This is a genomic window from Pseudomonas sp. NPDC088368 (assembly GCF_044753445.1).
Taxonomy (GTDB): domain Bacteria; phylum Pseudomonadota; class Gammaproteobacteria; order Pseudomonadales; family Pseudomonadaceae; genus Aquipseudomonas; species Aquipseudomonas bambusae.
This window is the reverse complement of sequence record NZ_JBIVNG010000009.1, coordinates 308302-327037: the sequence shown is the minus strand read 5'-3', so window position 1 is coordinate 327037 and position 18736 is coordinate 308302. Positions and strand designations below refer to the sequence as shown.

Sequence of the window (18736 nt, the reverse complement as noted above, 5' to 3'; positions counted from 1 at the left end):
AGATGCTTGAGCCCTCAACTTGTTGCTTGAGTACTCAACCTTGGAGATCACTATGAATTCGTCAAAAAAGACCGCCGTCGTCACTGGCGCCTCATCGGGTATCGGAGCCGTCTATGCTGACCGCCTCGCAGCGCGCGGATTCGATCTGGTTCTCGTGGCTCGTCGGGAAGACCGCCTGAATGCACTCGCCAATGACTTGGCCGAGAAGCACGGTATCAACGTGCGCACTTTGGTTGCCGATCTGGAGAAAGAAGCAGATGTCGCCAGAGTAGAAGAGGTGCTCACCCGTGACGACAGCGTGCAGATGCTCGTGAACAACGCGGGCGTCGCCCGGCTAAGTGCGTTGGCGGACACATCCGTCGATGTGTCTCTGTCGCAGATCGCGTTGAATATCGTCTCGTTGACGCGTTTGACCCACGCGGTTTTGCCCGCCTTCGTTGCACGCAACCAAGGCACCATCATCAATATCGCTTCGGTGCTGGCGGTGCATTCGTGGGAGATCAGTTCGGTTTATAGCGGGACAAAATCCTACGTGCTGGCGTTCAGCCGAGGGATACAGGACGAGTTGGCAAAAGCCCAATCAAACGTGAAACTGCAAGTCGTGCTGCCCGCCTCAACCGCAACCGAGATCTGGTCTGAAAGCGTGTCGGGTATTCCGCTGTCAGCACTGAGTCAAGACACCATCATGAGTACCGAAAACTGCGTGGACGCCGCGCTCGCCGGTCTGGACCACGGCGAAAACATTACCTTTCCCTCTGTCGACGACGAGAACTTATGGCGTGAATACGACAGCGCTCGCGGTGCACTCTTCGCCGCGACACAAACTGGCAAGCCCGCGTCCCGCTACCGCCTTTCTTGATAGCCAGAGCAACGGATCTGATGGACGTCGCCATCAGATCCATGCGCGGAATGCGCGCTTGCGCACTCGCGCGACGTCATCCGGGTTACACCGCCAACGTCGCCGCAATGACCTCGGCAATGGATTGCTGTCGCAGGCCGGCCTTCGAGTCGCTTTGCTTCGCTTCCAGCAGCACGAATTCAGCATCAGGCAGCGCAGGCAAAAAGCCTTTGGGCGCTTCCACCATGCCCGGTGCGATCATCGCCGAGGCATTGAGGCAGCCAATGCCCAGTCCTGCTCCCACAGCAGCCTGTAGGCCCGCGACGCCTGAGGCGATATGGGCGATGACATGAGGCCGACGGTGCGTGTCGAGTTGCTGACGTACCAGCCGATGCAGCGAACAGGTCTCGGGCAGCAAGGCGAGTTCGACAGGCTTTTGCTCGCAGGCCATCTTTTGTCCGTTGGCCATGACCCAAATCAAACGCTCTGTGCGAAGCACCCTTACGTCGCTGGGTGTTCCGGACGCAGACCCGACAATCCGCATCACGATCGCCAGGTCAAGCGCACCGTTGCGGTGGGCGGCCATGACTTCATCGCTTTTGCCCACCTGCGTGCGAATCCGTAAGCCCGGATGCTGCTGCGCGATCCGGTTCAGCAATCCCATGAGATGACTCGGTCTGAAATAATCCGAAATGCCGAGGTTAAGTTCGCCTTCCAGCGGAATGCCGTGCATGTCGCGCCATGCCGCATCGGCCAACGCGAGGATGTTGCGCGCGTGATCCACCATGCGCTCGCCCACAGCGGTCGTCTGCACGCCCATTTTGCTGCGAACGAGGAGTTGCCCACCGGCGGCCTCTTCAAGCTTTCTTATTTGCTCGCTCAACGACGACTGCGAGAGAAACCGGGTGGAGACAGCCGCTGAAATACTGCCCGCATCAACGACCGCCACCAGCGTTCTTAACTGCTCGAAATCAAAACCGCGCATATTCATCCACCCGATAAACCGATGACAACCATCGCATCATACGGCTTTTCCAATGGAACGGGTGCACACAGAATGATCGGCATCCACCCACCGAAAGGACACCGTCATGCCTTCGATCACGCTCCAGCTGTCCGGCCCACGCAATCCCGATCTCGGTCAAAAAGCGATGGCGCTGATTAATCAGCTCACTGCCGACGTATTGGGCAAACAACCCCAACTCATGGCAACGACCGTCCAATACGTGGCCGATGAAGACTGGTTCATCGCCGGACAACCCTTGTCAGTGACGCGGGGAAGTGCGTTTCACCTCGTCATCAGCATCACCGACGAGACCAATACCAAACAGGAGAAAGCACTGTTTCTCGCGGAGGTTCATGCCGGGTTGAAGCGCTTGATGCCCGACCTGCACGACGTCTCCTATGTGCATCTCGTCGATGCACGCGCGGCGGCGTACGGCTATGGCGGGCGCACCCAGGAATGGCGCCATCAGCAAGCCGGCGTTTGATTGAGTTCGTTCATGGCGCAGATCGACACCTGCGCCATGAGCGAGATCAGACGCACGTTTCGAGCCTGCCAGTGAGGACATAGCACCGATGATTCAGCCGATGTCGGCCTTCATAGCGATGTCCCATGTTCCGGCGCCGTTTTTTGCCAGGCCGATCATCATCAGACCGAGCCACTCAAGGGACTGGGCCATGTGCAAGCCGCCGACGTCCAACGGACGCAGGCCGAGATGTTCGAGGAAGGTCGAGACACGCGCCTTGGCATCCGCATCGTCCGCCGCGATGAACGCGTCAAGGCCTGCCTCTTTGGCGAGCACGTGGCCAAAGAGGGTATTGAAGGCTTTGACGACGTACGCGCCAGCGGGGGCGCGCTTGGCAATCTCCTGCGCGCCGGAACTGCCGTGAGGCGTCACAAGACCTGAGAGATCGGGAGCGACCGGGTTGGTGATATCGATGATCACCTTGCCATCGAGGGCTTTCCCGAAGTCGGCCAACACCGCCACCGCATGGGCATAGGGCACGGCGAGAATGACGATGTCGCCCGTCGGCGCGGCGCCGTAGGTGCCTGCGATTGCCCCGGCTGCGAGCGTGTCGACTAGCGCCTGCGCCTTGGTGGGATCACGGCTGACGATCTCCAGGGTGTAGCCAGCCTTGGCGACACGACCGGCAATCGCCGTGGCCATGCCTCCCGAACCGATGATGCTGATGGTGCTCATGTGCGTTCTCCGCTCTGAAATGGCTTTCTCTGCTGGACGGGCTATCCCGCCGCGCATGTCGCCGCCGGGTGCAATGCGATCCGACGACGCGCCGTTGGCTAATCAAACGATCGGGAAGTAATGACCGTTATCAAGATCGGCGAAAAGTCCGGGCTGGGTGGGTTCCCAGCCAAGGCGTTCACGTGTGATGGCGTTCGACGTCGGTGTGTCGAGCGTGACCAGATTCGCGAGGAATCCAAAATAGCCAGGCAGCATCAGCTCGTCCGCGGGAATAGGCACGGCTGGCAGATTCAACCGGGTGCCAATGGCTTCGGCGATCTGGCGGTACGGGACAGCCACGTCGGCAATCGCATGCCAGCTTTTGCCCGCCGCGCCTTTTTCCAGCGCCAGGCGAAACACGGTGGCGAGGTCACGTGCGTGCACGGCTCCCCAACGATTCGCGCCGTCTCCGGGGTAACCGACGACGCCCTTCTCCTTGGCCAGCCCGATCAACAGCGGAAGAAAACCCGCGTGATCAGTGGCGCTGTGCATGATCTCGGGGATACGCACAATCGAGGACCGTATGCCTTGTTTGGCCAGACCGATCACTGTGGTTTCGACGATATTTCGAACCCGCAGGGTGTTCTTGTAAGGATCGCCGCCGGGAAGGGGCAAATCCTCTTCAGTGGCCGGTCGGCCCAAGCCTTCCCAACCGGGCGAACCGACACTGCCAGACACAACCAGCGGCTTTGCGCTTCCAGCCAGCGCTTCGCCATAGGCAAGCATGATCTCAAGCTCCGCCGCCGCAACAGCATTGATCCCGCCGGTTGGCATCAAGTCCTGTCGATGCGCGACGTGAATGACGCCGTCGGATGCGGCAGCCGCTTCCTTCAACCCGTCGAGATCTTCGAGATGACCGCGACGAACCTTGGCGCCGAGCGCTGAAACCTGCGCCGCAGCCTTATCGGACCGAGCCAGGGCAGTCACTTCATGGCCCGCGGCGATAAGGTCGCCAATGATGTACGGACCGGAATGGCCGGTGCCGCCGGTAACAAAAACGTGCATAAAGATGCTCCTGATGGAGGGTGAAGTGCGCGAAAACGTTCGGGATGTGCGCATCGCGCATTTGCGTTTTCAGCTCTCTGCTGTCAGCTCAAGTCAGCCACGGGATGTGATGGCCGTTGTCCAGATTTTTGATTGGATCGGGCTGAACGAGCGCTTGAATCGCGAGAATCATGCTGAACTGATCACTTGCATAAAGCAAGTGATCGACTGAAATTTTACTTGCTCTATGCAAGCGATGCTAAGATCCGCCGATGAAAACGACACGTACAGAGACCTTCAGGTCTCACTGCGCGGTGAATTACGGTGTGGAGATATTCGGCGACCGATGGTCGCTGCTGATCATCCGCGACATCGTCTTCACCGGGAAAAAGACCTATGGCCAATTCCTCAAATCCGAAGAGGGAATCGCCACTAACGTTCTGGCTTCTCGCCTGGCCTTCCTCGAAGAGCAGGGGGTTCTCTCCAAGGAGCCGAATCCCGACGACAAGCGCAAAGACTTCTACTCGCTGACCGAAAAGGGCATCGACCTCATCCCGATCCTGCTGAACATCGTTCTGTGGAGTGCGAAGCACGATTCACAATCCTACGTACGCCCAGGCTCGAAGCTCTTCGACCGCTTGAGCGAGAATCCCGCGCAGGCAAGCGAAGAGGTGAAAGCGCTGCTGCGTGCGGGCGGATGCATCTTTCCGTCGGGTGACAAATGAGCGGTGGGCGCGTGGCGCTCATGACTGCAGGTTCGCTTCTTTAGGCGACAGCACGCTGTGCAAGCGTGGGAAACAATTTATCAGGGGGTCGCGGCGACGAAAAACACCACCCGCGCCGCAGAGAAGAAACACCCGCCGGATGGCAAGATGCTCGTCAAACCGGCTCATCGAGATAGGGTTTCAACACGCCTTCAATCCAGCTCATGAACGCACGCACACGCTGGGAAAGATTGCGCCGATGGGCGACAACGAGCGAAGCGGGAAGCGGCTCGGGCCGAAGGTCGGGAAGCACCTCCACCAGATCGCCGTTTCTGATGTGGTGCGCCAGGGCCAGATAGCCCGCCTGGATAAGCCCAATACCCGCCAGCCCCGCTGCATGGTAGGTCTGCACGCTATTGACCTGCATCACGCCGGGCAGCGCCAGCGATCCATACCCCTCACCCTCCGGATACTCCCACCCCATCAATCGGGCGCCGAAAGTGGGGGTGTAGTGAATCATTTGGTGCCCCTGGCGCAGCAGATCGTCGAGGGTCTGCGGTGTGCCGTACGTCGCCAGGTAGTGAGGACTCGCCGCATTCATCATGCGCAAACGGCCCAGTGAACGGGCGATCAGCGTGTCGTCGAGGATCGGCCCGAGCCGGATCACGCAATCGAACCCTTCCTGAACGAGATCAACCCGCCGATCGGTGCTAGACAACTCCAGCTCCAATTCGGGATTCGCCTTGAGGAACTGCGGCAGCGCGGGGATGACCACGGTCCTCGCCAACTCGGTCGGCATGTCGACACGCAATCGCCCCCTCAAAGGAGCGCCGTTGCTGGCGAACATCGATTGCATGTCCTGCGCATCGGCCAGAAGGTCCCGAGCACGCGAATAGAAAGCGCGCCCGTCCTCGGTCAGTTGCACGCTGCGCGTCGTCCGGTGCAAAAGCGTGGCGCCCACCTCACGCTCCAGTTCGCGAATGACGGTCGAGACTCGCCCCTTCTGAATGCCCAGGCTGTCAGCGGCTCGGGTAAAGCTCATCAGTTCCGCGACGCGGGCAAAAATCAAAAGTGTCTGGAGATGGGGCATTGTTCACCGAAATGAGAACAGAGCGTTCACGAGGGCATGATTTATAGCGTATTTCTGACTCAGTAGAGTAGCGCTCACGTTGTCCATCCTTCCACTCAACGTTAGAGAGCGTCCCCATGAATTCCCCTTCCACACCTGTTAGAACCGCCGTCGTCTATCACTCCGGCTATGGCCACACTGCGCGCATGGCCAGCGCGGTAGCCGAAGGCGCAGGCACTGGCGCTGTGTTGTTGGCCATCGACTCCGAGGGCAACCTTTCCGACGATGCATGGCAGACCCTGGCCAGCGCGGATGCCATCGTTTTTGGCTCGCCGACGTACATGGGCGGCCCAAGCTGGCAGTTCAAAAAATTCGCGGATGCTTCCTCCAAACCCTGGTTCGAAGGCGCCTGGCAGAACAAGATTTTTGGCGGCTTCACCAACAGCGCGAGCCTCAACGGCGACAAGCTCAATACCCTTGAATACTTCGTCTTGCTCTCAGGGCAACACGGCGGGATTTGGGTCGGGCTGGACATCAAACCGGCGAACCTCAAGGCCTCGAAGCGCGACGACCCGAATCGCATGGGCTCGTACATCGCGCCTATGGCGCAGACGCCTGCCGATGCGTCCCCTGACGAAATGTCCTCAGGAGACCTTGAAACGGCACGCCTGTACGGCGCCCGGGTTGCGCTGATTGCCGGGCAATTTCAGCTTGGGAAATCCCGGCCGGCCTGATTCAGCTCACCTGAAAAACCACCTGTCCTCGTGGCAGGTGATGGCATTCGGAAAATGGTCATTACCCCAGTTTCGCTCGACGGTATTCATCGGGTGTTTCGCCCGTCAGTTTCCGGAACATGCCGATGAACGCAGAGGAACTGCTGTAGCCCAGATCAAAGGCTATCGCTTCGACAGACGCGCCTTTACTCAGTTGTTGGTAAGAGCACATCACCTTCAACCGCTGCTTCCACTGCGACAAAGACATCCCCAAGTCGCGCTGGCAACGCCGCATGAGCGTCCGTTCCGTTGCATTGACGAGACGGGCCCAATCGCCCAATGAACGTCCATCGGCCGGGTTGTCCTCCAACGCCTTGAGAATGGGCGCTAGCGCCGGGTCGGTCGAACCCGGCAAATACGTGGCGACTCGCGACGTCTGTCGCATCTTGTCCAGCAACACAAACAGCAACCGGCTTTCCTCACTCGTTTGCACCAATCCCGGCGGTGACATTCGAAGCTCCTCAAGCAGCGCCCGGATCAACGGCGTGATGGTCAACGCACATGCGATCTGCGGCAGCTGGTCACACAAAGACGCCGTGACGTACACCGAGCAATGGCAGGCCTCCTGATGGTTCAGCGCGTTGTGCTCGACGTTGGGCGGCAGCCAGACACCGAACTGCGGCGGCGCAATGATGTGCACCCCTTCGACCATGATTTCCATGACCCCGCTGAAGGAATAAACGAATTCGCCCCACGGGTGGTGGTGAAAAGGATAAGCCGTGGACACCGGCATGTGCGCCGAGCGGAAGTACACGGGCGCGGGAATTTCATCGGTGAAAGGTGCGCGGACCACGTGGACCGGAGGCTTGTTCATGGCATAGGCCCTGAGGCTGGTGGCGATTGTCCGTTTCATGGGATCGCTTGTCGTTCCGACGCTATGTACCGGATTCCGGGCTATCGCAGACTGGAATCGCACATCAGACCCGGCGCAGGCGGCAGAGATTCCTTCTTTGCCGACGAGGCGACTGAAGCCGCTCTCCGCTGGGTCTGAAACCTCCACACCACTCGCTTACAGGAAGGTGGATGATGTCTAACAACCCGCTGGCTTTACCAGAAACGTTCGATTTCCACGGCCAATCCGTTCGCTGGGGGCGCATGGGGCACGAGGGCCCTGCCGTCGTCATGGTGCACGGCACCCCGTTTTCCTCATACGTCTGGCGACGCATCGCGCCCCTGCTCGCCGAGCATTATCAAGTCTTCTACTACGACCTGCTGGGGTACGGCCAATCGGAGCAAAGGGAAGGTCAGGACGTTTCGCTGGGTATTCAAAACGACCTGCTCGCGGCGCTCTTGGCGCACTGGGAAGTCGAACGCCCTCATGTTGTGGCCCACGACTTCGGGGGTGCGACCAGCCTTCGCGCTCATCTCTTGAACAAGGCCGAGTATGCGAGCCTGACCCTGATCGACCCGGTCGCCATCGCGCCTTGGGGCACACCGCTAATCAGGCATGTGCGCCGCCATGAACAAGCGTTCAGCGAGGCACCGGCCTATGTCCACGAAGCGATTGTGAACGCTTACATCAAGGGCTCGACTCACCGTCCGCTTCACGCAGAGGATTTTCAGGCCTACGTGAAACCCTGGACTGGCGACGTCGGACAAGCCGCGTTTTACCGTCAGATCGTGCAAATGGACGAGCAGTACACCGACGAAATCGAACAGCGTTTCGGTGAAATCAGCTGCCCGGTCTTGCTGTTGTGGGGCGAGCAGGACGACTGGATTCCAATCGCACAAGGCGACGAGCTCGCGCGTCGGATTCCAGGGATCACCTACGTTCGTGTGCCGGGCGCCGGGCATCTGGTGCAGGAAGAAGCGCCGGAAGTCATCGTGGCTCAGCTCTTCAATTTCTTCCGGACGTGATACGCGCCCCTGTGGACTCGCTTGAATCGGAATGCCATGCCGCGAACGTACCGCGCCATGGCATTTCGGCCTTTGCGGAGGGCCAATGACCCGTAGCACCGGATATCGCGGTCATCGCCGTTGCTTGAGCGATTGACAGCCTGACGAAACGCTCGCTATAACTACACCGTTGTACGACGACAGACGAATAATCGTCGAGTCACCTCTAAAAATAAAAATGTCGGTCACCACAATGAATTCGACCTGCTTGCTTATCTCAGCCCAAACCCCGTCTACGGGTTCTCTCCCGGCCGTTTGCTGCCCCGGAAAACGCCACTCGCTCAAAAAAGTTTCACGCGCTCGACTGCGAAGTGGTTAGACCTCTGACCTCCCTATTGCGATTCCGAGACGCCGGTCACCGCGTGCTCGCTGAACCGGTCGCGAGATCATCACCCCTCCAAAAATAATAGTGATGCCATGAATCTGAACGAGTCCACCCATCCGCAAAGCGTCACCCGGGCGGCCACACGGTCTGTCGGCAAATACCGCTGGACGATCTGTGCGCTGCTGTTTTTCGCCACCACGGTCAACTACCTGGATCGCCAGGTGCTCAGCTTGCTGGCCCCGGACCTGTCGACGGAATTTGGCTGGAGCAACACTGACTACGCCAACATTGCCTCGGTCTTTCAGTTCGTCTACGCCATCGCGATGATCTTCGCCGGTCGTGTCGTCGACAAAATCGGCACCAAAACCGCCTACGTCGTGGCGATTGGCGTCTGGTCCACGGGCGCCGTGATGCACGCGTTCGCGGTGCCGTTGGGGCAAGGCATTGGCGCGATCACCACGGCACTGGGGTTCGCTGCAATTCCGGTGTCCATCGCCGGGTTCATGCTGTCGCGGGCCGTGCTGGCCATCGGCGAAGCGGGTAACTTCCCGATCGCGATCAAAGCCACGGCCGAATATTTCCCGAAGACCGAGCGCTCGTTCGCCACCGGGATTTTCAACTCCGGCGCGAACGTCGGTGCGATCGCCGCGCCGATCTGCGTGCCGCTAATCGCTGCGGCGTGGGGCTGGGAATCGGCGTTCATCGTGATCGGCCTGCTCGGTTTCGTCTGGCTGGGCATGTGGGTGGCCCTGTATGAAAAACCGGATCAGCAAAAACGCCTGACCGCCGAAGAGCTCGCCTACATTCGCGGCGACGAACCCGAACCTGTCCAGGCTGCCCCGGTGCCGGGCGCGCCTGCTAAGAAGGTCTCGTGGTTCAAACTTCTGACCTATCGCCAGACCTGGGCCTTCGCTTTCGGCAAGTTCATGACTGACGGTGTGTGGTGGTTCTTCCTGTTCTGGCTCCCGACCTACCTGTCCGCGCAATACAACATGAAAGGCGCGGCCATCGTGATGCCGCTGTTCGTGCTGTACAGCATGACCATGGTCGGCAGCATCGGCGGCGGCTGGTTCCCGAGTTACTTCATGGCGCGGGGCGACAAGCCGTACGACGGACGCATGAAAGCCATGCTGATCATCGCGCTGTTCCCGTTGCTGGTGCTGCTGGCGCAACCGTTCGGGTACATCAGTTTCTGGGTGCCCGTGCTGTTGATCGGCATCGGCGCGTCGGCGCATCAGGCGTGGTCGTGCAACATTTTCACCACGGTGTCCGACATGTTCCCCCAGAAAACCGTGGCATCGGTCGTGGGCATTGGCGGCATGGCCGGCGGCCTGGGTGGCGTGGTCATGACCAAGATCGGCGGTTGGGTCTTTGACTATTACAAGTCGATTAACGACATCCACACCGGCTACATGATCATGTTTGCCATCTGCGCCCTGGCCTATCTCGTGGCGTGGAGCGTGATGAAAGCGCTGGTGCCGCGCCACAAGGAAATCACCGATCTCTGATCCCTTAGCCAACAAACCTCACGGTTGCCTCCGTGCCTACACAGGGATGCGTTTCGCATCCCACGACAACAACAAGGAAATATCGATGACCAAGTTCAAAGTGCTGGTGGGTTTTGTGTGTCTGTTTTCGGGTTACGTTGCTGCCGCCCCTTCTGCCGATGAGCAGAACGTGGCCAAGGCGGTCGACAAAATGACGCAGGCGATGCTGCACAAGGACACCAAAACCCTGGCGGCCCTGACCTCCGACAAAGTCACCTATGGCCACTCCAGCGGCAAGGTTCAGAACAAGGATGAATTCATCGCCGACATCGAAACCGGCCGCAGCGGCTTCAAGACCCTGCAGATGCTGAACCAGAAAATCACCATGGACGGCGACGTTGCACTGGTCCGCAACCACTTCTCCGCCCAGGCCGTGAACAGCGGCGTGGAAGTCCCGACCGAAATCGAAAACTTCCAGATCTGGCAGAAGCAGAAGGGCCAGTGGCTGTTGATCGGTCGCCAGGCGTACAAGTTCTAATCCCGCCCAATCGGTTCATCGGTGTGGCGACATTTGATCGCCGCGCTGACAGGCCTTGCAAACCCTTTTTGTCCAGACGCTGTGACACGCCGTCACAGCGTCCAGCTCTGTTCCTCATTCTGCGACACAGATCTTCGCCTGATGCGACTACCGCGGTGTGTTCCGCAATCGCACAGTACAGCGGGCGGTGAGCTTGCGCTTTCATCAGGCGCCAGCCCAGCTCAACTCACCCGCCCCCAATAAGAACGAGGAACCGCACACATGTCGATGGACAATTTTCCGGTCGGGCTGCAGATGGATGTCTCCTATCCCGATTTCCAAGTCAGCCTGACTTTGCTTTCAAACACCCAGCTGAGTTTCGAAATCAAGGAAGGGCCTTTCGCAAAGATAGAGCTCGTCTCCATTCATGTCGTGCCACTGGGCAACAGTATGTTCGCCGTAAGCTGGCAGGAAAAAGACGGCGCAACTGTCACGAACGTTCAGGACTATGATCGCGGCCACGTCCACTCTCATGCCACGCTGGCAAACGGCGCGTTTCTGCGAATGACCGGCAAGATGACCATCACGCGCCCCGCTGACCGTTCCCTTGATGACAGCCCCACCCGCAATAAAGCGTTGGTGCTGGAGGCCATGACCTCATTGTTTCAACGTCGTGACGCGTCGGCGGTCCGTCGGTTCTATTCCTCCCGTTACATCCAGCACAACCCCACCATCCCCCAAGGTCGAGATGCCTTGGAGGCGCTCGTCAGCAACCTGTCGGACGCGGTTTATTACGAGCCGGGGCTGATGGTGGCGGAAGACAATATGGTCGCCATTCACGGGCGTATCCGTGGTTGGGCAGATGTTCCACAAGTGGTTGTCGATCTATTCAGGATTGAGGACGGAAAGCTGGCTGAACATTGGGACGTCTTGCAAAACGACGCACCGGCAACCGCAAGGCTCAGCGATATTTCGATGTTCGATCCCCACGAAGCCACCCATCAGGTTTGAGCACAGTCGAGCATCGCGCTCGCCCCATAACAAGTGAGAGGCGGTGTGGCGAACGGCCGTAGCGCTGTCCGCGCCACACTTACGATCCTCTTCATTTCCCGATGCAGTACCTGAATCAAGGGACAGAACATGCCACTCAACACCTCAGCAGTTATCCCTCCAGCACCAATACGAATCGGCTACAGCCTGTCGCTGACAGGACCACTCGCGGGCAATAGCAAGTCGGCTCGACTCGCTCATAAGATTTGGCAAGAGGACATCAATCAGCGCGGAGGGTTGCTTGGGCGTCTCGTCGAGCTCGTTTGCCACGATGACGAGGGGATTGGGTCGAACGTTCCTGGCATCTACCAGCGCATGGTCCATGAAGATAAGGTCGATCTGCTCCTCGGCGGCTACGGCACCAATACATTGTTAGCGGCCATGCCATTCATCATGGAACAGCAGCGCTTTTTCGTAGGATTGATGGGCTTGGGCGTCAATGACACGCTGGCCTATCCGAACTACTTTGCGGTGATTCCCACAGGACCCGATCCAGGTGCGGCGCTCACCGAAGGTTTTTTTGAATTGGCCGCGGCCCAGACGCCGCGCCCCTTGAGCGTGGGGCTCGTTTCCGCCGACGCGGAGTTCTCATTGAATCCTGTCGTCGGCGCAAAAGCGAACGCCGAGAAATACGGCTTCAAGATCGTCCACGAAGCGACTTATCCGCTGGCGACCAAGGACTTCAAATCCGTCATTGATGCCGCTGCTGAAAGTCGATGTGACGTGTTGTTCCTCTGCTCATACCTTGATGACTCGATCGGGTTGGTGCGCGCGATTCACGCACACGCCTTTCGGCCGAAGATGGTCGGAGGCGCCATGATTGGCCCTCAGAATACGTCGGTGAAGACCACGCTAGGCCCCCTGCTCAACGGCTTCGTCAATTACGAATACTGGCAGCCTGTTCCTGGGATGATGTATCCGGGCGTCTCGCAATTCCTTGATCGTTACCAGGCACGTGCAGCCAAGGCAGACACCGATCTTCTGGGGCACTACATGGCGCCGCTGGCCTATGCCCAGTTGCAGATCGTGGCCCAAGCGATCGAGGCGACCGGCGGGCTGGACGACGCCCGACTCTCGGAGTACTCACGCAACGCTACGTTCCAGACCGTCATGGGGCCGGTCAGATTTGGGAAAAGTGGGGAGTGGGTGCAGCCTCGGGTGCTGCAAATCCAATTCCAGGGCATAACGGGTCATGGGGTTCATCAATTCCAGAATGGTTCGAGACAAGTGGTTGTGTCTCCCCACCGCCTTACGTCCGGGCCGCTGTGTTTCCCGTATGTAGAGAGTCTTTAGGGTACCGATCGACGGGGTGGGGAGCGGGAGGACGGAAGACACTGCTGTCGCCCAAAAACTCACTGAAGCGCGACCGCAGCCAACGCTCCGCTGGATCATTGTCAGCTACGGCGCGCCACACCAGCGACAGATCGTAGGCGTTCAGTTCCAATGGCACAGGCTCTGCCCGCACCCCACAACAGGCAGACATGGCTTTAGCCACATAATCCGGCACCACTGCGATCAGATCGCTGCCTGCCAACAACACGGCCAGCGCGCTGAACTGTGGTACACAAAGTACAACTGATCGGGTGCGAGATAGTTGTTTCAACGCGTGCTCAACATCGCTGATCAACGTGTCCATGGATGCAACTGTCGCATGGGGTCGATAGCAGAACTCATCGAGTTCCAGACACTTTGTTTGTGAGTCCGCTCTTAATACCATTGGCGTGATCGAACGTAAGAACTTACGTTTAGACGTCGCGGGTAAATCACAGGTATGGCTGATACCGACTGATATTGCACCGCTCACCAGCAAGCTCGAAATCCGAGTGCAGTCCGTATGATGAATGACCAGTTTTACAGTCGGCGCCTCCCTCCTTAATGTTCGCAGGAACGCCGGCAAGAGCCCATATTCGACATCGTCAGACATTCCAATATGAAACGTCCTCGTACTCTCTGCAGGATTGAAAGCGGACACTTGGCTGAGTGTGAGGGCAATCGTGTCGAGCATCGGCGTGAACCGCTCAAACAGATCCAGCGCCCGCGCAGTGGGCTCCATGTGGCGCCCATTCCGGATAAACAAAGGGTCTGCAAACATCGCGCGCAGCCGCCCCAATGCATTACTCACGGCAGGCTGGCCGAGAAACAGTTTCTGCCCGACACGGCTGACGCTGCGTTCAAGCATCATGGCTTCAAAGATGACCAGAAGGTTCATATCAGCCCGGCGCAGGTCATTTCGACTCAGCATTACACTCTCTCGAACAGTAAACGGAAAACTGTCTGAAGCGTTTATTTCTGACAGCAGAACACTTATTGGCGTGTCTGGACATTAATGAGGCTAGACCTTAACTGTATTGTCCCTCATGATCATCGCCATCGGGCCGTTAGTTAAGTTGGCTGAACCCCTTGGTCTTTGCGGCATACTTCATGGGCAGTGAGGATGCGAAAGAACAGCATTCTGCTGTTCTTCATCTTGAAGCGGTAGCACCGTTTCGAGGTTTTCTGTGTCGCAAAACCGGGAACGATGAAGTGGACATTGAAGCACTAGAGACATTTGTGGAAGTGGCTGATGCCGGCGGCGTCTCACCCGCTGCACTCCGCCTGGGACTGTCTAAATCAATCGTCAGCCGTCGGTTGATTCGACTGGAAACTGAACTGGGTATCCAACTCCTTTCTCGCTCAACCCGGGGAGCATCGCTTACGGAAGCGGGAACAACCTTCAGGGACTACGCAGCCAGAGCCTGCGCAGAGATCGAGACGGCCAAAGACATGATCTTGCCCACAGGAGAGCTGCGTGGCCGTCTTCGCATTGCCGCTCCGCTTTCCTTCGGGCCCACACACCTCGCACCGGTGTTCGCCGAGCTGGGAAGGCGCCATCCACGCCTGCACATTCAAAGCTGTTACAGCGACCGATTGGTCGACATTATTTCGGGGGGATATGACTGTGCCATCCGGCTCGGATACCTTCAGGATTCAAGCCTGATCGCAAGGCGGGTAGGCCCGATCCTAGGGAAGTTGGTCGCCAGCCCTGAGTACGTCGAAGCCCATGGAGCGCCTGAAGACCCTGCGGACATCCAGGCGCATGAGGCCCTTTTGCAGGGGACCGAGTCCTGGCAATTCATGGATGCCGAGAGAATCGTGACGGTCCGCCCCCAAGGGAAATTCAAGGCAGACAACGGCATGGCGCTGGTGGCTGCCGCGTTGGCGGGGCTGGGCATCGCGATGGTGCCTGAGGGTTTGATCGAAGAGCATGTCGCCGCAGGAGCGTTGGTGCCAATCATGCAGCGCTATCCCGTCCGCGAAGCAGGCATCTTCGTGGTTCGGCCACCTGGCCAGCCCCCCACGCGAAAGATGCGGGTGCTCACCGATATGCTGATCGAATGCTTCAGTGAACGGACGAAAATCGGAAACCCGAAGCCGACCTGAAATGCGGCAAGCCGGGTTGAGTTTCAAAGGCGCCTTGTGTCTGGCATGGCCTCTTGGGGCCATGTCATGACAGAAGGCACGCACACGCACCCTGCCGCGTGCGGCTCACGCCAAAAGATCAGGGCGTCACAGTGCCCGCAAAGTGCGGCGACGTGCCGAAGTATTCGATCAACAACTCGGTAAGAATGCGGATTTTCTGGGCAGGGTGCTGACCCGGTGGACGGACCATGTACGCGCCCGCTGGCGGAGGCGGGAAACGCGTCATGATCGGCACCAATGCGCCGGACATCACGCTGTCATAGGTCAGGCAATCGGGCAGGTAGGCGATCCCCACGCCTGCGACCGCCGCCGCCACGAGCGCCACACCGTTGTCCGCTTTGAACCGCCCCTGCGGGCGAACCGTGACGATTTTATCGCCGTCCATGAAGTGCCAGGTTTCAGTGCCGGTCATCAGTGCCTGGTGATTGATGAGTTGGTCTGGCGTTTCGGGAGCGCCGTGGGCCTGGACGTAACCCGGACTCGCCAGCAGCTTGGCGTTGATCGGGCCGATGCCCCGAGCGATCAAGCTGGAATCCGGCAGGTAGCCGACGCGGATCGCGCAGTCGTAGCCCTCGGCGATGAGGTCGACGAACCGGTCGCTGTAGCAGGTCTGGATATGCAGCTGCGGGTGGCGCCGGGCCATTTCCGCCAGCACGGGCGCGAAGTGAGTGGGACCGAACGACAACGGCGCCGCCACGCGCAATCGGCCGCGCAGGCTGCCAGCGGGCAGGATCGCCTCTCGGGCCACATCCATTTCAGCGCACACCCGCGCAGCGTGCTCGCGAAACGTGGCCCCCGCTTCGGTGAGCACGGCGCCACGGGTGGAGCGCGTCAGCAATTGCACGCCCAGCTCCGTTTCAAGCCGCATCAGCCGACGACTGACGATGGACTTGGAGACGCCCAGACGAGTCGCGGCCGGTGAAACGCCTCCGGCATCAGCGATTTCCACAAAGGTTTGAAGCTCTTCGATGTCCACTTCAGCGTTCCTCTTTCTGCGACACAGCTAATCACCAGACGCGACTACCGGTTCAGGTATTGGAACAGCACAGTACAGGCCCCTGAACAGCGTCGCCACAAGCACGCGTTGACGGGGGATTGATCCCGCTTATAAAGACAAAGGATGCTGCAATGACTTTTCGTAACGGTCTCGCTTCACTTCTCCGTCCGGAAGATTCGGTACTGGTGCTGATCGACCATCAGCCGTACCAACTCACCAACCTCAACAGCCACGAGCCGCAAATGGTGGTCAATAACGCGACCGCACTCGCGAAAGCCGCCAAAGCCTTCGATGTGCCGACCATTCTGACCAGCGTCATCGCTGAGCGTGGCGGCTACATCTTTCCGCAAATCACCGACGTGTTCCCCGGCCAGGAAGTCATCGACCGGACGTTCATCAATACGTGGGAAGACCCGAAAGTGGTGGACGCGGTCAAAGCCACGGGCCGCAAGCAACTGATCATCGCGGGGCTGTGGACCGAAATCTGCGTGGCCATGCCGGTGATTCAGGCGCTCGGCGAAGGCTGGGACGTGACGGTGGTCACGGACGCGTCAGGCGCTGTTTCCGTCGAGGCGCATCAGGTCGCCATTCAACGCATGATCGCGGCGGGCGCGAACATGATGACGTGGCTGGCGGTGGCAGCGGAGTGGCAAAGGGATTGGGCCCGGCTTGAAACCGCCGCAGCCCTGACAGGTGTGCTGCAGCAACACGCGGCGGGCAGCGGCATCGCGTACTTGTGGGAGCAGCAGTTGCTCAACACCCCCGTCCCGACTTCCGCAGGCTAAATCGAGCCGGGATGAAGGACGAGGGGACGAAAGCCTGGCCAACGGGTGTTCGTGACCAAACCTTCATCCCTTCTCTGAGACGTCTGATCGGCAGGCGGTCATCGCGACGAAGCGATCTGATGCCTTGATCAGTAAACCGGTATGACGTGAGGCGCTTCGATTCTGGCTTTGAGCCGGTCAACGAACGATTGCGCCTCCTCCATGCTGCGGAACTTCACGGCGTAATCGTTGAGCATCACCAGCCAGTCCGGACCACACACAGCCTTTTTGATCGCAATAACCATGCACAGATCTCCTCTAGGTCGTTCATCAGCACTCGAAGAGAACCGGACATCGCAACGAAGGTCAGTAAGGGGGCAGCTGAGTATGGATGCTCTGTTTCGTTGCGCCAGTGAAGGTTGGGTAAATTCGACAGATGACCGGGCCTACCGAGACCAGCGGGTTGTCAGGTCGATGCGCATGTCGTGCTCCAGTCTGGCGCTTCCGGGGGCATGGGTGATCCGTACATGAAGGGCGTCGGGTTCGACCGTTTCAATGACACCGCCCAGGATGCCCTCGCCGAACCCGATCGGATCGCCCGTTTTCACCGTCTCGAAAACCGAGGACGACGTGCAACCAATCGTGGCGGGCGTCTTGATGCTCCCTGATCGGTCCACCACCGCAGGCCGTCCGCTGTGAAGGTCCCGGGTCAGCGTTAGCAGGTCGCCTTCCCTCAGTTTGATGCGCTGTCTGGACTTGCGAGTGAAATCCGTAACGCGCACCGATTTCTTGCGGCCGTCACGTTTCTTCAGGTTCAGCGTCACGCCGGGCACCACGTAGGCGGTTTTTTCCAGCGTCGCCCAGCAGCCGGTCTCGGTCACCTCGGTAATGCGCATCCGCCGCTTTGACTCCCGCGCATCGCTGAACCCAATGACGTCGCCCGCCACCAGCTTCGACAGCCATTTGCGGGGCAGTTGGATCGCCTTGACCCCGGCAACGACCGCGTGTTCACCGGCGTGCAGCCACACGCGAGCGGGCATGACCACACGGCCAAACACATCCCGCGTCGGCCGAATGCGCAGAACAGCGGGCGGCGGATCAATCGCGCCGGTTCGCAACATCGGGCCTGGCAGGTCCACAACCACGGTTCCATGCTTGATCATCCGAGGGCCGCGCTCAGGGAGCTGTCCCTTGAACAGAGGCTGGACCTGATCATGCGATGAGTGCTCACGCCTGTCGTCGAAAGTGAAGTCGGCAGACTGAATGGCAGTCATGGTTGGGTGGTCATCTGTTGGGGCTCAGAAAACGCAGTGCGAGAAATACGGCAAACGGCAGGGCGGATGGCTGATTTATCCACGTTTTTGTCTCAGCACGATGGGAGCGTCCACCGTAATCGGCGCAGGTGACAATTTTCTTACCAGTGCCCGAATGGGAGGTCGATTGCCCACCGATTTAGACCAATGGCTGCCTCTCGTTCAAACGCGGGGCGCACCCGCCTCGGAATACAGAGCGACGCGTGGCCTCCTCACATCTGTATCTGTTCGCACCCACCCGCCTCGGGCACTCTAGAAGCCGTCGCTTTTGTTTGCCCGATACTCACCGCCCGAGCCGCCCCTTACGTGAAGGAGTA

Annotated in this window: 21 protein-coding genes; 12 read left to right on the top strand and 9 right to left on the bottom strand. The window is 59.1% G+C overall.

Going from position 1 to position 18736, the window contains the following annotated elements:
- The first annotated feature begins 52 nt into the window (after window positions 1–52).
- Window positions 53–859, top strand: a complete 807-nt coding sequence (locus ACIQAL_RS21345) for an SDR family NAD(P)-dependent oxidoreductase (RefSeq protein ID WP_401149137.1) — start codon at window positions 53–55, stop codon at window positions 857–859.
- 85 nt (window positions 860–944) lie between these two features.
- Here ACIQAL_RS21345 and ACIQAL_RS21340 read toward each other — a convergent pair whose 3' ends face one another.
- On the bottom strand, window positions 945–1823 hold the full coding sequence (locus ACIQAL_RS21340) for a LysR family transcriptional regulator (RefSeq protein ID WP_401149135.1): 879 nt from the start codon (window positions 1821–1823) through the stop codon (window positions 945–947).
- Between the two features lie 106 nt (window positions 1824–1929).
- On the opposite strand from ACIQAL_RS21340, the gene ACIQAL_RS21335 reads away from it, so the two are divergent.
- Window positions 1930–2328 carry a 4-oxalocrotonate tautomerase family protein gene (locus ACIQAL_RS21335; RefSeq protein WP_401149132.1) on the top strand — a complete coding sequence of 133 codons (399 nt, stop codon included), beginning with the start codon at window positions 1930–1932 and terminating at the stop codon, window positions 2326–2328.
- A gap of 93 nt (window positions 2329–2421) precedes the next feature.
- Here the strand turns inward: ACIQAL_RS21335 and ACIQAL_RS21330 are convergent, their stop codons facing one another.
- A complete protein-coding gene (locus tag ACIQAL_RS21330) occupies window positions 2422–3042 on the bottom strand; it encodes an NADPH-dependent F420 reductase (RefSeq protein WP_401149130.1) in 621 nt (206 codons plus the stop codon).
- 102 nt (window positions 3043–3144) lie between these two features.
- Window positions 3145–4086, bottom strand: coding sequence for an SDR family oxidoreductase (locus tag ACIQAL_RS21325; RefSeq protein WP_401149128.1), 942 nt, complete (start codon window positions 4084–4086; stop codon window positions 3145–3147).
- 4 nt (window positions 4087–4090) lie between these two features.
- Between ACIQAL_RS21325 and ACIQAL_RS21320 the strand changes: the two genes are divergently transcribed.
- Together ACIQAL_RS21320 and ACIQAL_RS21315 are read left to right on the top strand one after the other, a co-directional pair.
- Window positions 4091–4297 carry a hypothetical protein gene (locus ACIQAL_RS21320; RefSeq protein ID WP_401149126.1) on the top strand — a complete coding sequence of 69 codons (207 nt, stop codon included), beginning with the start codon at window positions 4091–4093 and terminating at the stop codon, window positions 4295–4297.
- A 40-nt stretch (window positions 4298–4337) separates the two neighbouring features.
- Complete coding sequence (locus ACIQAL_RS21315; RefSeq protein ID WP_401149124.1) at window positions 4338–4790, top strand: winged helix-turn-helix transcriptional regulator; 453 nt, start codon at window positions 4338–4340, stop codon at window positions 4788–4790.
- 154 nt (window positions 4791–4944) lie between these two features.
- Here the strand turns inward: ACIQAL_RS21315 and ACIQAL_RS21310 are convergent, their stop codons facing one another.
- Window positions 4945–5838: a LysR family transcriptional regulator gene (locus ACIQAL_RS21310; RefSeq protein WP_401149123.1), complete on the bottom strand. Its 894-nt coding sequence runs from the start codon at window positions 5836–5838 to the stop codon at window positions 4945–4947.
- A gap of 137 nt (window positions 5839–5975) precedes the next feature.
- Here ACIQAL_RS21310 and ACIQAL_RS21305 point away from each other — a divergent pair, with 137 nt between their 5' ends.
- Entirely contained in the window at window positions 5976–6572 is a 597-nt protein-coding gene (locus tag ACIQAL_RS21305) for a flavodoxin family protein (RefSeq protein WP_401149120.1), read from the top strand.
- 61 nt (window positions 6573–6633) lie between these two features.
- Here the strand turns inward: ACIQAL_RS21305 and ACIQAL_RS21300 are convergent, their stop codons facing one another.
- Complete coding sequence (locus tag ACIQAL_RS21300) at window positions 6634–7425, bottom strand: AraC family transcriptional regulator (protein WP_401149320.1); 792 nt, start codon at window positions 7423–7425, stop codon at window positions 6634–6636.
- Between the two features lie 212 nt (window positions 7426–7637).
- On the opposite strand from ACIQAL_RS21300, the gene ACIQAL_RS21295 reads away from it, so the two are divergent.
- The 5 genes from ACIQAL_RS21295 (at window position 7638) to ACIQAL_RS21275 (ending at window position 13179) form a co-directional block, all read left to right on the top strand.
- Window positions 7638–8468 (top strand): alpha/beta fold hydrolase, encoded by an 831-nt coding sequence (locus tag ACIQAL_RS21295; RefSeq protein ID WP_401149118.1) that lies wholly within the window; start codon window positions 7638–7640, stop codon window positions 8466–8468.
- Between the two features lie 456 nt (window positions 8469–8924).
- Window positions 8925–10340, top strand: coding sequence for an MFS transporter (locus ACIQAL_RS21290; protein ID WP_401149115.1), 1416 nt, complete (start codon window positions 8925–8927; stop codon window positions 10338–10340).
- Between the two features lie 85 nt (window positions 10341–10425).
- Window positions 10426–10857 (top strand): nuclear transport factor 2 family protein, encoded by a 432-nt coding sequence (locus ACIQAL_RS21285; protein ID WP_166596303.1) that lies wholly within the window; start codon window positions 10426–10428, stop codon window positions 10855–10857.
- A gap of 261 nt (window positions 10858–11118) precedes the next feature.
- Window positions 11119–11847, top strand: coding sequence for a MoaF-related domain-containing protein (locus ACIQAL_RS21280; RefSeq protein WP_401149112.1), 729 nt, complete (start codon window positions 11119–11121; stop codon window positions 11845–11847).
- Window positions 11848–11976: 129 nt separating this feature from the next.
- On the top strand, window positions 11977–13179 hold the full coding sequence (locus ACIQAL_RS21275) for an amino acid ABC transporter substrate-binding protein (protein WP_401149110.1): 1203 nt from the start codon (window positions 11977–11979) through the stop codon (window positions 13177–13179).
- Here ACIQAL_RS21275 and ACIQAL_RS21270 read toward each other — a convergent pair.
- Window positions 13136–14128: a LysR substrate-binding domain-containing protein gene (locus tag ACIQAL_RS21270; RefSeq protein ID WP_401149107.1), complete on the bottom strand. Its 993-nt coding sequence runs from the start codon at window positions 14126–14128 to the stop codon at window positions 13136–13138. The genes ACIQAL_RS21275 and ACIQAL_RS21270 overlap by 44 nt on opposite strands.
- A gap of 281 nt (window positions 14129–14409) precedes the next feature.
- Here ACIQAL_RS21270 and ACIQAL_RS21265 point away from each other — a divergent pair, with 281 nt between their 5' ends.
- The gene (locus ACIQAL_RS21265) at window positions 14410–15306 is read left to right on the top strand and encodes a LysR family transcriptional regulator (protein WP_401149318.1); all 897 of its coding nucleotides are present in this window, start codon (window positions 14410–14412) and stop codon (window positions 15304–15306) included.
- Between the two features lie 118 nt (window positions 15307–15424).
- On the opposite strand, the gene ACIQAL_RS21260 is transcribed toward ACIQAL_RS21265, so the two are convergent.
- Window positions 15425–16321 (bottom strand): LysR family transcriptional regulator, encoded by an 897-nt coding sequence (locus ACIQAL_RS21260; protein WP_401149105.1) that lies wholly within the window; start codon window positions 16319–16321, stop codon window positions 15425–15427.
- A gap of 152 nt (window positions 16322–16473) precedes the next feature.
- Between ACIQAL_RS21260 and ACIQAL_RS21255 the strand changes: the two genes are divergently transcribed.
- Window positions 16474–17127 carry a hydrolase gene (locus tag ACIQAL_RS21255; RefSeq protein WP_166596297.1) on the top strand — a complete coding sequence of 218 codons (654 nt, stop codon included), beginning with the start codon at window positions 16474–16476 and terminating at the stop codon, window positions 17125–17127.
- Between the two features lie 128 nt (window positions 17128–17255).
- Here ACIQAL_RS21255 and ACIQAL_RS21250 read toward each other — a convergent pair whose 3' ends face one another.
- A complete protein-coding gene (locus tag ACIQAL_RS21250) occupies window positions 17256–17411 on the bottom strand; it encodes a hypothetical protein (protein ID WP_166596296.1) in 156 nt (51 codons plus the stop codon).
- A gap of 141 nt (window positions 17412–17552) precedes the next feature.
- Complete coding sequence (locus tag ACIQAL_RS21245; RefSeq protein WP_401149102.1) at window positions 17553–18380, bottom strand: hypothetical protein; 828 nt, start codon at window positions 18378–18380, stop codon at window positions 17553–17555.
- Between the last annotated feature and the right edge of the window lie 356 nt (window positions 18381–18736).

Excerpts from the sequence above, each read along its gene's own strand:
- ACIQAL_RS21295 (WP_401149118.1), top strand. The coding sequence starts at position 7,638 with ATGTCTAACAACCCGCTGGCTTTACCAGAAACGTTCGATTTCCACGGC.
- ACIQAL_RS21275 (WP_401149110.1), top strand. The coding sequence starts at position 11,977 with ATGCCACTCAACACCTCAGCAGTTATCCCTCCAGCACCAATACGAATC.
- ACIQAL_RS21270 (WP_401149107.1), bottom strand. The coding sequence starts at position 14,128 with ATGCTGAGTCGAAATGACCTGCGCCGGGCTGATATGAACCTTCTGGTC.
- ACIQAL_RS21320 (WP_401149126.1), top strand. The coding sequence starts at position 4,091 with ATGCTCCTGATGGAGGGTGAAGTGCGCGAAAACGTTCGGGATGTGCGC.
- ACIQAL_RS21290 (WP_401149115.1), top strand. The coding sequence starts at position 8,925 with ATGAATCTGAACGAGTCCACCCATCCGCAAAGCGTCACCCGGGCGGCC.
- ACIQAL_RS21245 (WP_401149102.1), bottom strand. The coding sequence starts at position 18,380 with ATGACTGCCATTCAGTCTGCCGACTTCACTTTCGACGACAGGCGTGAG.
- ACIQAL_RS21315 (WP_401149124.1), top strand. The coding sequence starts at position 4,338 with ATGAAAACGACACGTACAGAGACCTTCAGGTCTCACTGCGCGGTGAAT.
- ACIQAL_RS21305 (WP_401149120.1), top strand. The coding sequence starts at position 5,976 with ATGAATTCCCCTTCCACACCTGTTAGAACCGCCGTCGTCTATCACTCC.
- ACIQAL_RS21345 (WP_401149137.1), top strand. The coding sequence starts at position 53 with ATGAATTCGTCAAAAAAGACCGCCGTCGTCACTGGCGCCTCATCGGGT.
- ACIQAL_RS21330 (WP_401149130.1), bottom strand. The coding sequence starts at position 3,042 with ATGAGCACCATCAGCATCATCGGTTCGGGAGGCATGGCCACGGCGATT.
- ACIQAL_RS21280 (WP_401149112.1), top strand. The coding sequence starts at position 11,119 with ATGTCGATGGACAATTTTCCGGTCGGGCTGCAGATGGATGTCTCCTAT.
- ACIQAL_RS21300 (WP_401149320.1), bottom strand. The coding sequence starts at position 7,425 with ATGAACAAGCCTCCGGTCCACGTGGTCCGCGCACCTTTCACCGATGAA.
- ACIQAL_RS21250 (WP_166596296.1), bottom strand. The coding sequence starts at position 17,411 with ATGGTTATTGCGATCAAAAAGGCTGTGTGTGGTCCGGACTGGCTGGTG.
- ACIQAL_RS21325 (WP_401149128.1), bottom strand. The coding sequence starts at position 4,086 with ATGCACGTTTTTGTTACCGGCGGCACCGGCCATTCCGGTCCGTACATC.
- ACIQAL_RS21340 (WP_401149135.1), bottom strand. The coding sequence starts at position 1,823 with ATGCGCGGTTTTGATTTCGAGCAGTTAAGAACGCTGGTGGCGGTCGTT.
- ACIQAL_RS21285 (WP_166596303.1), top strand. The coding sequence starts at position 10,426 with ATGACCAAGTTCAAAGTGCTGGTGGGTTTTGTGTGTCTGTTTTCGGGT.
- ACIQAL_RS21255 (WP_166596297.1), top strand. The coding sequence starts at position 16,474 with ATGACTTTTCGTAACGGTCTCGCTTCACTTCTCCGTCCGGAAGATTCG.
- ACIQAL_RS21335 (WP_401149132.1), top strand. The coding sequence starts at position 1,930 with ATGCCTTCGATCACGCTCCAGCTGTCCGGCCCACGCAATCCCGATCTC.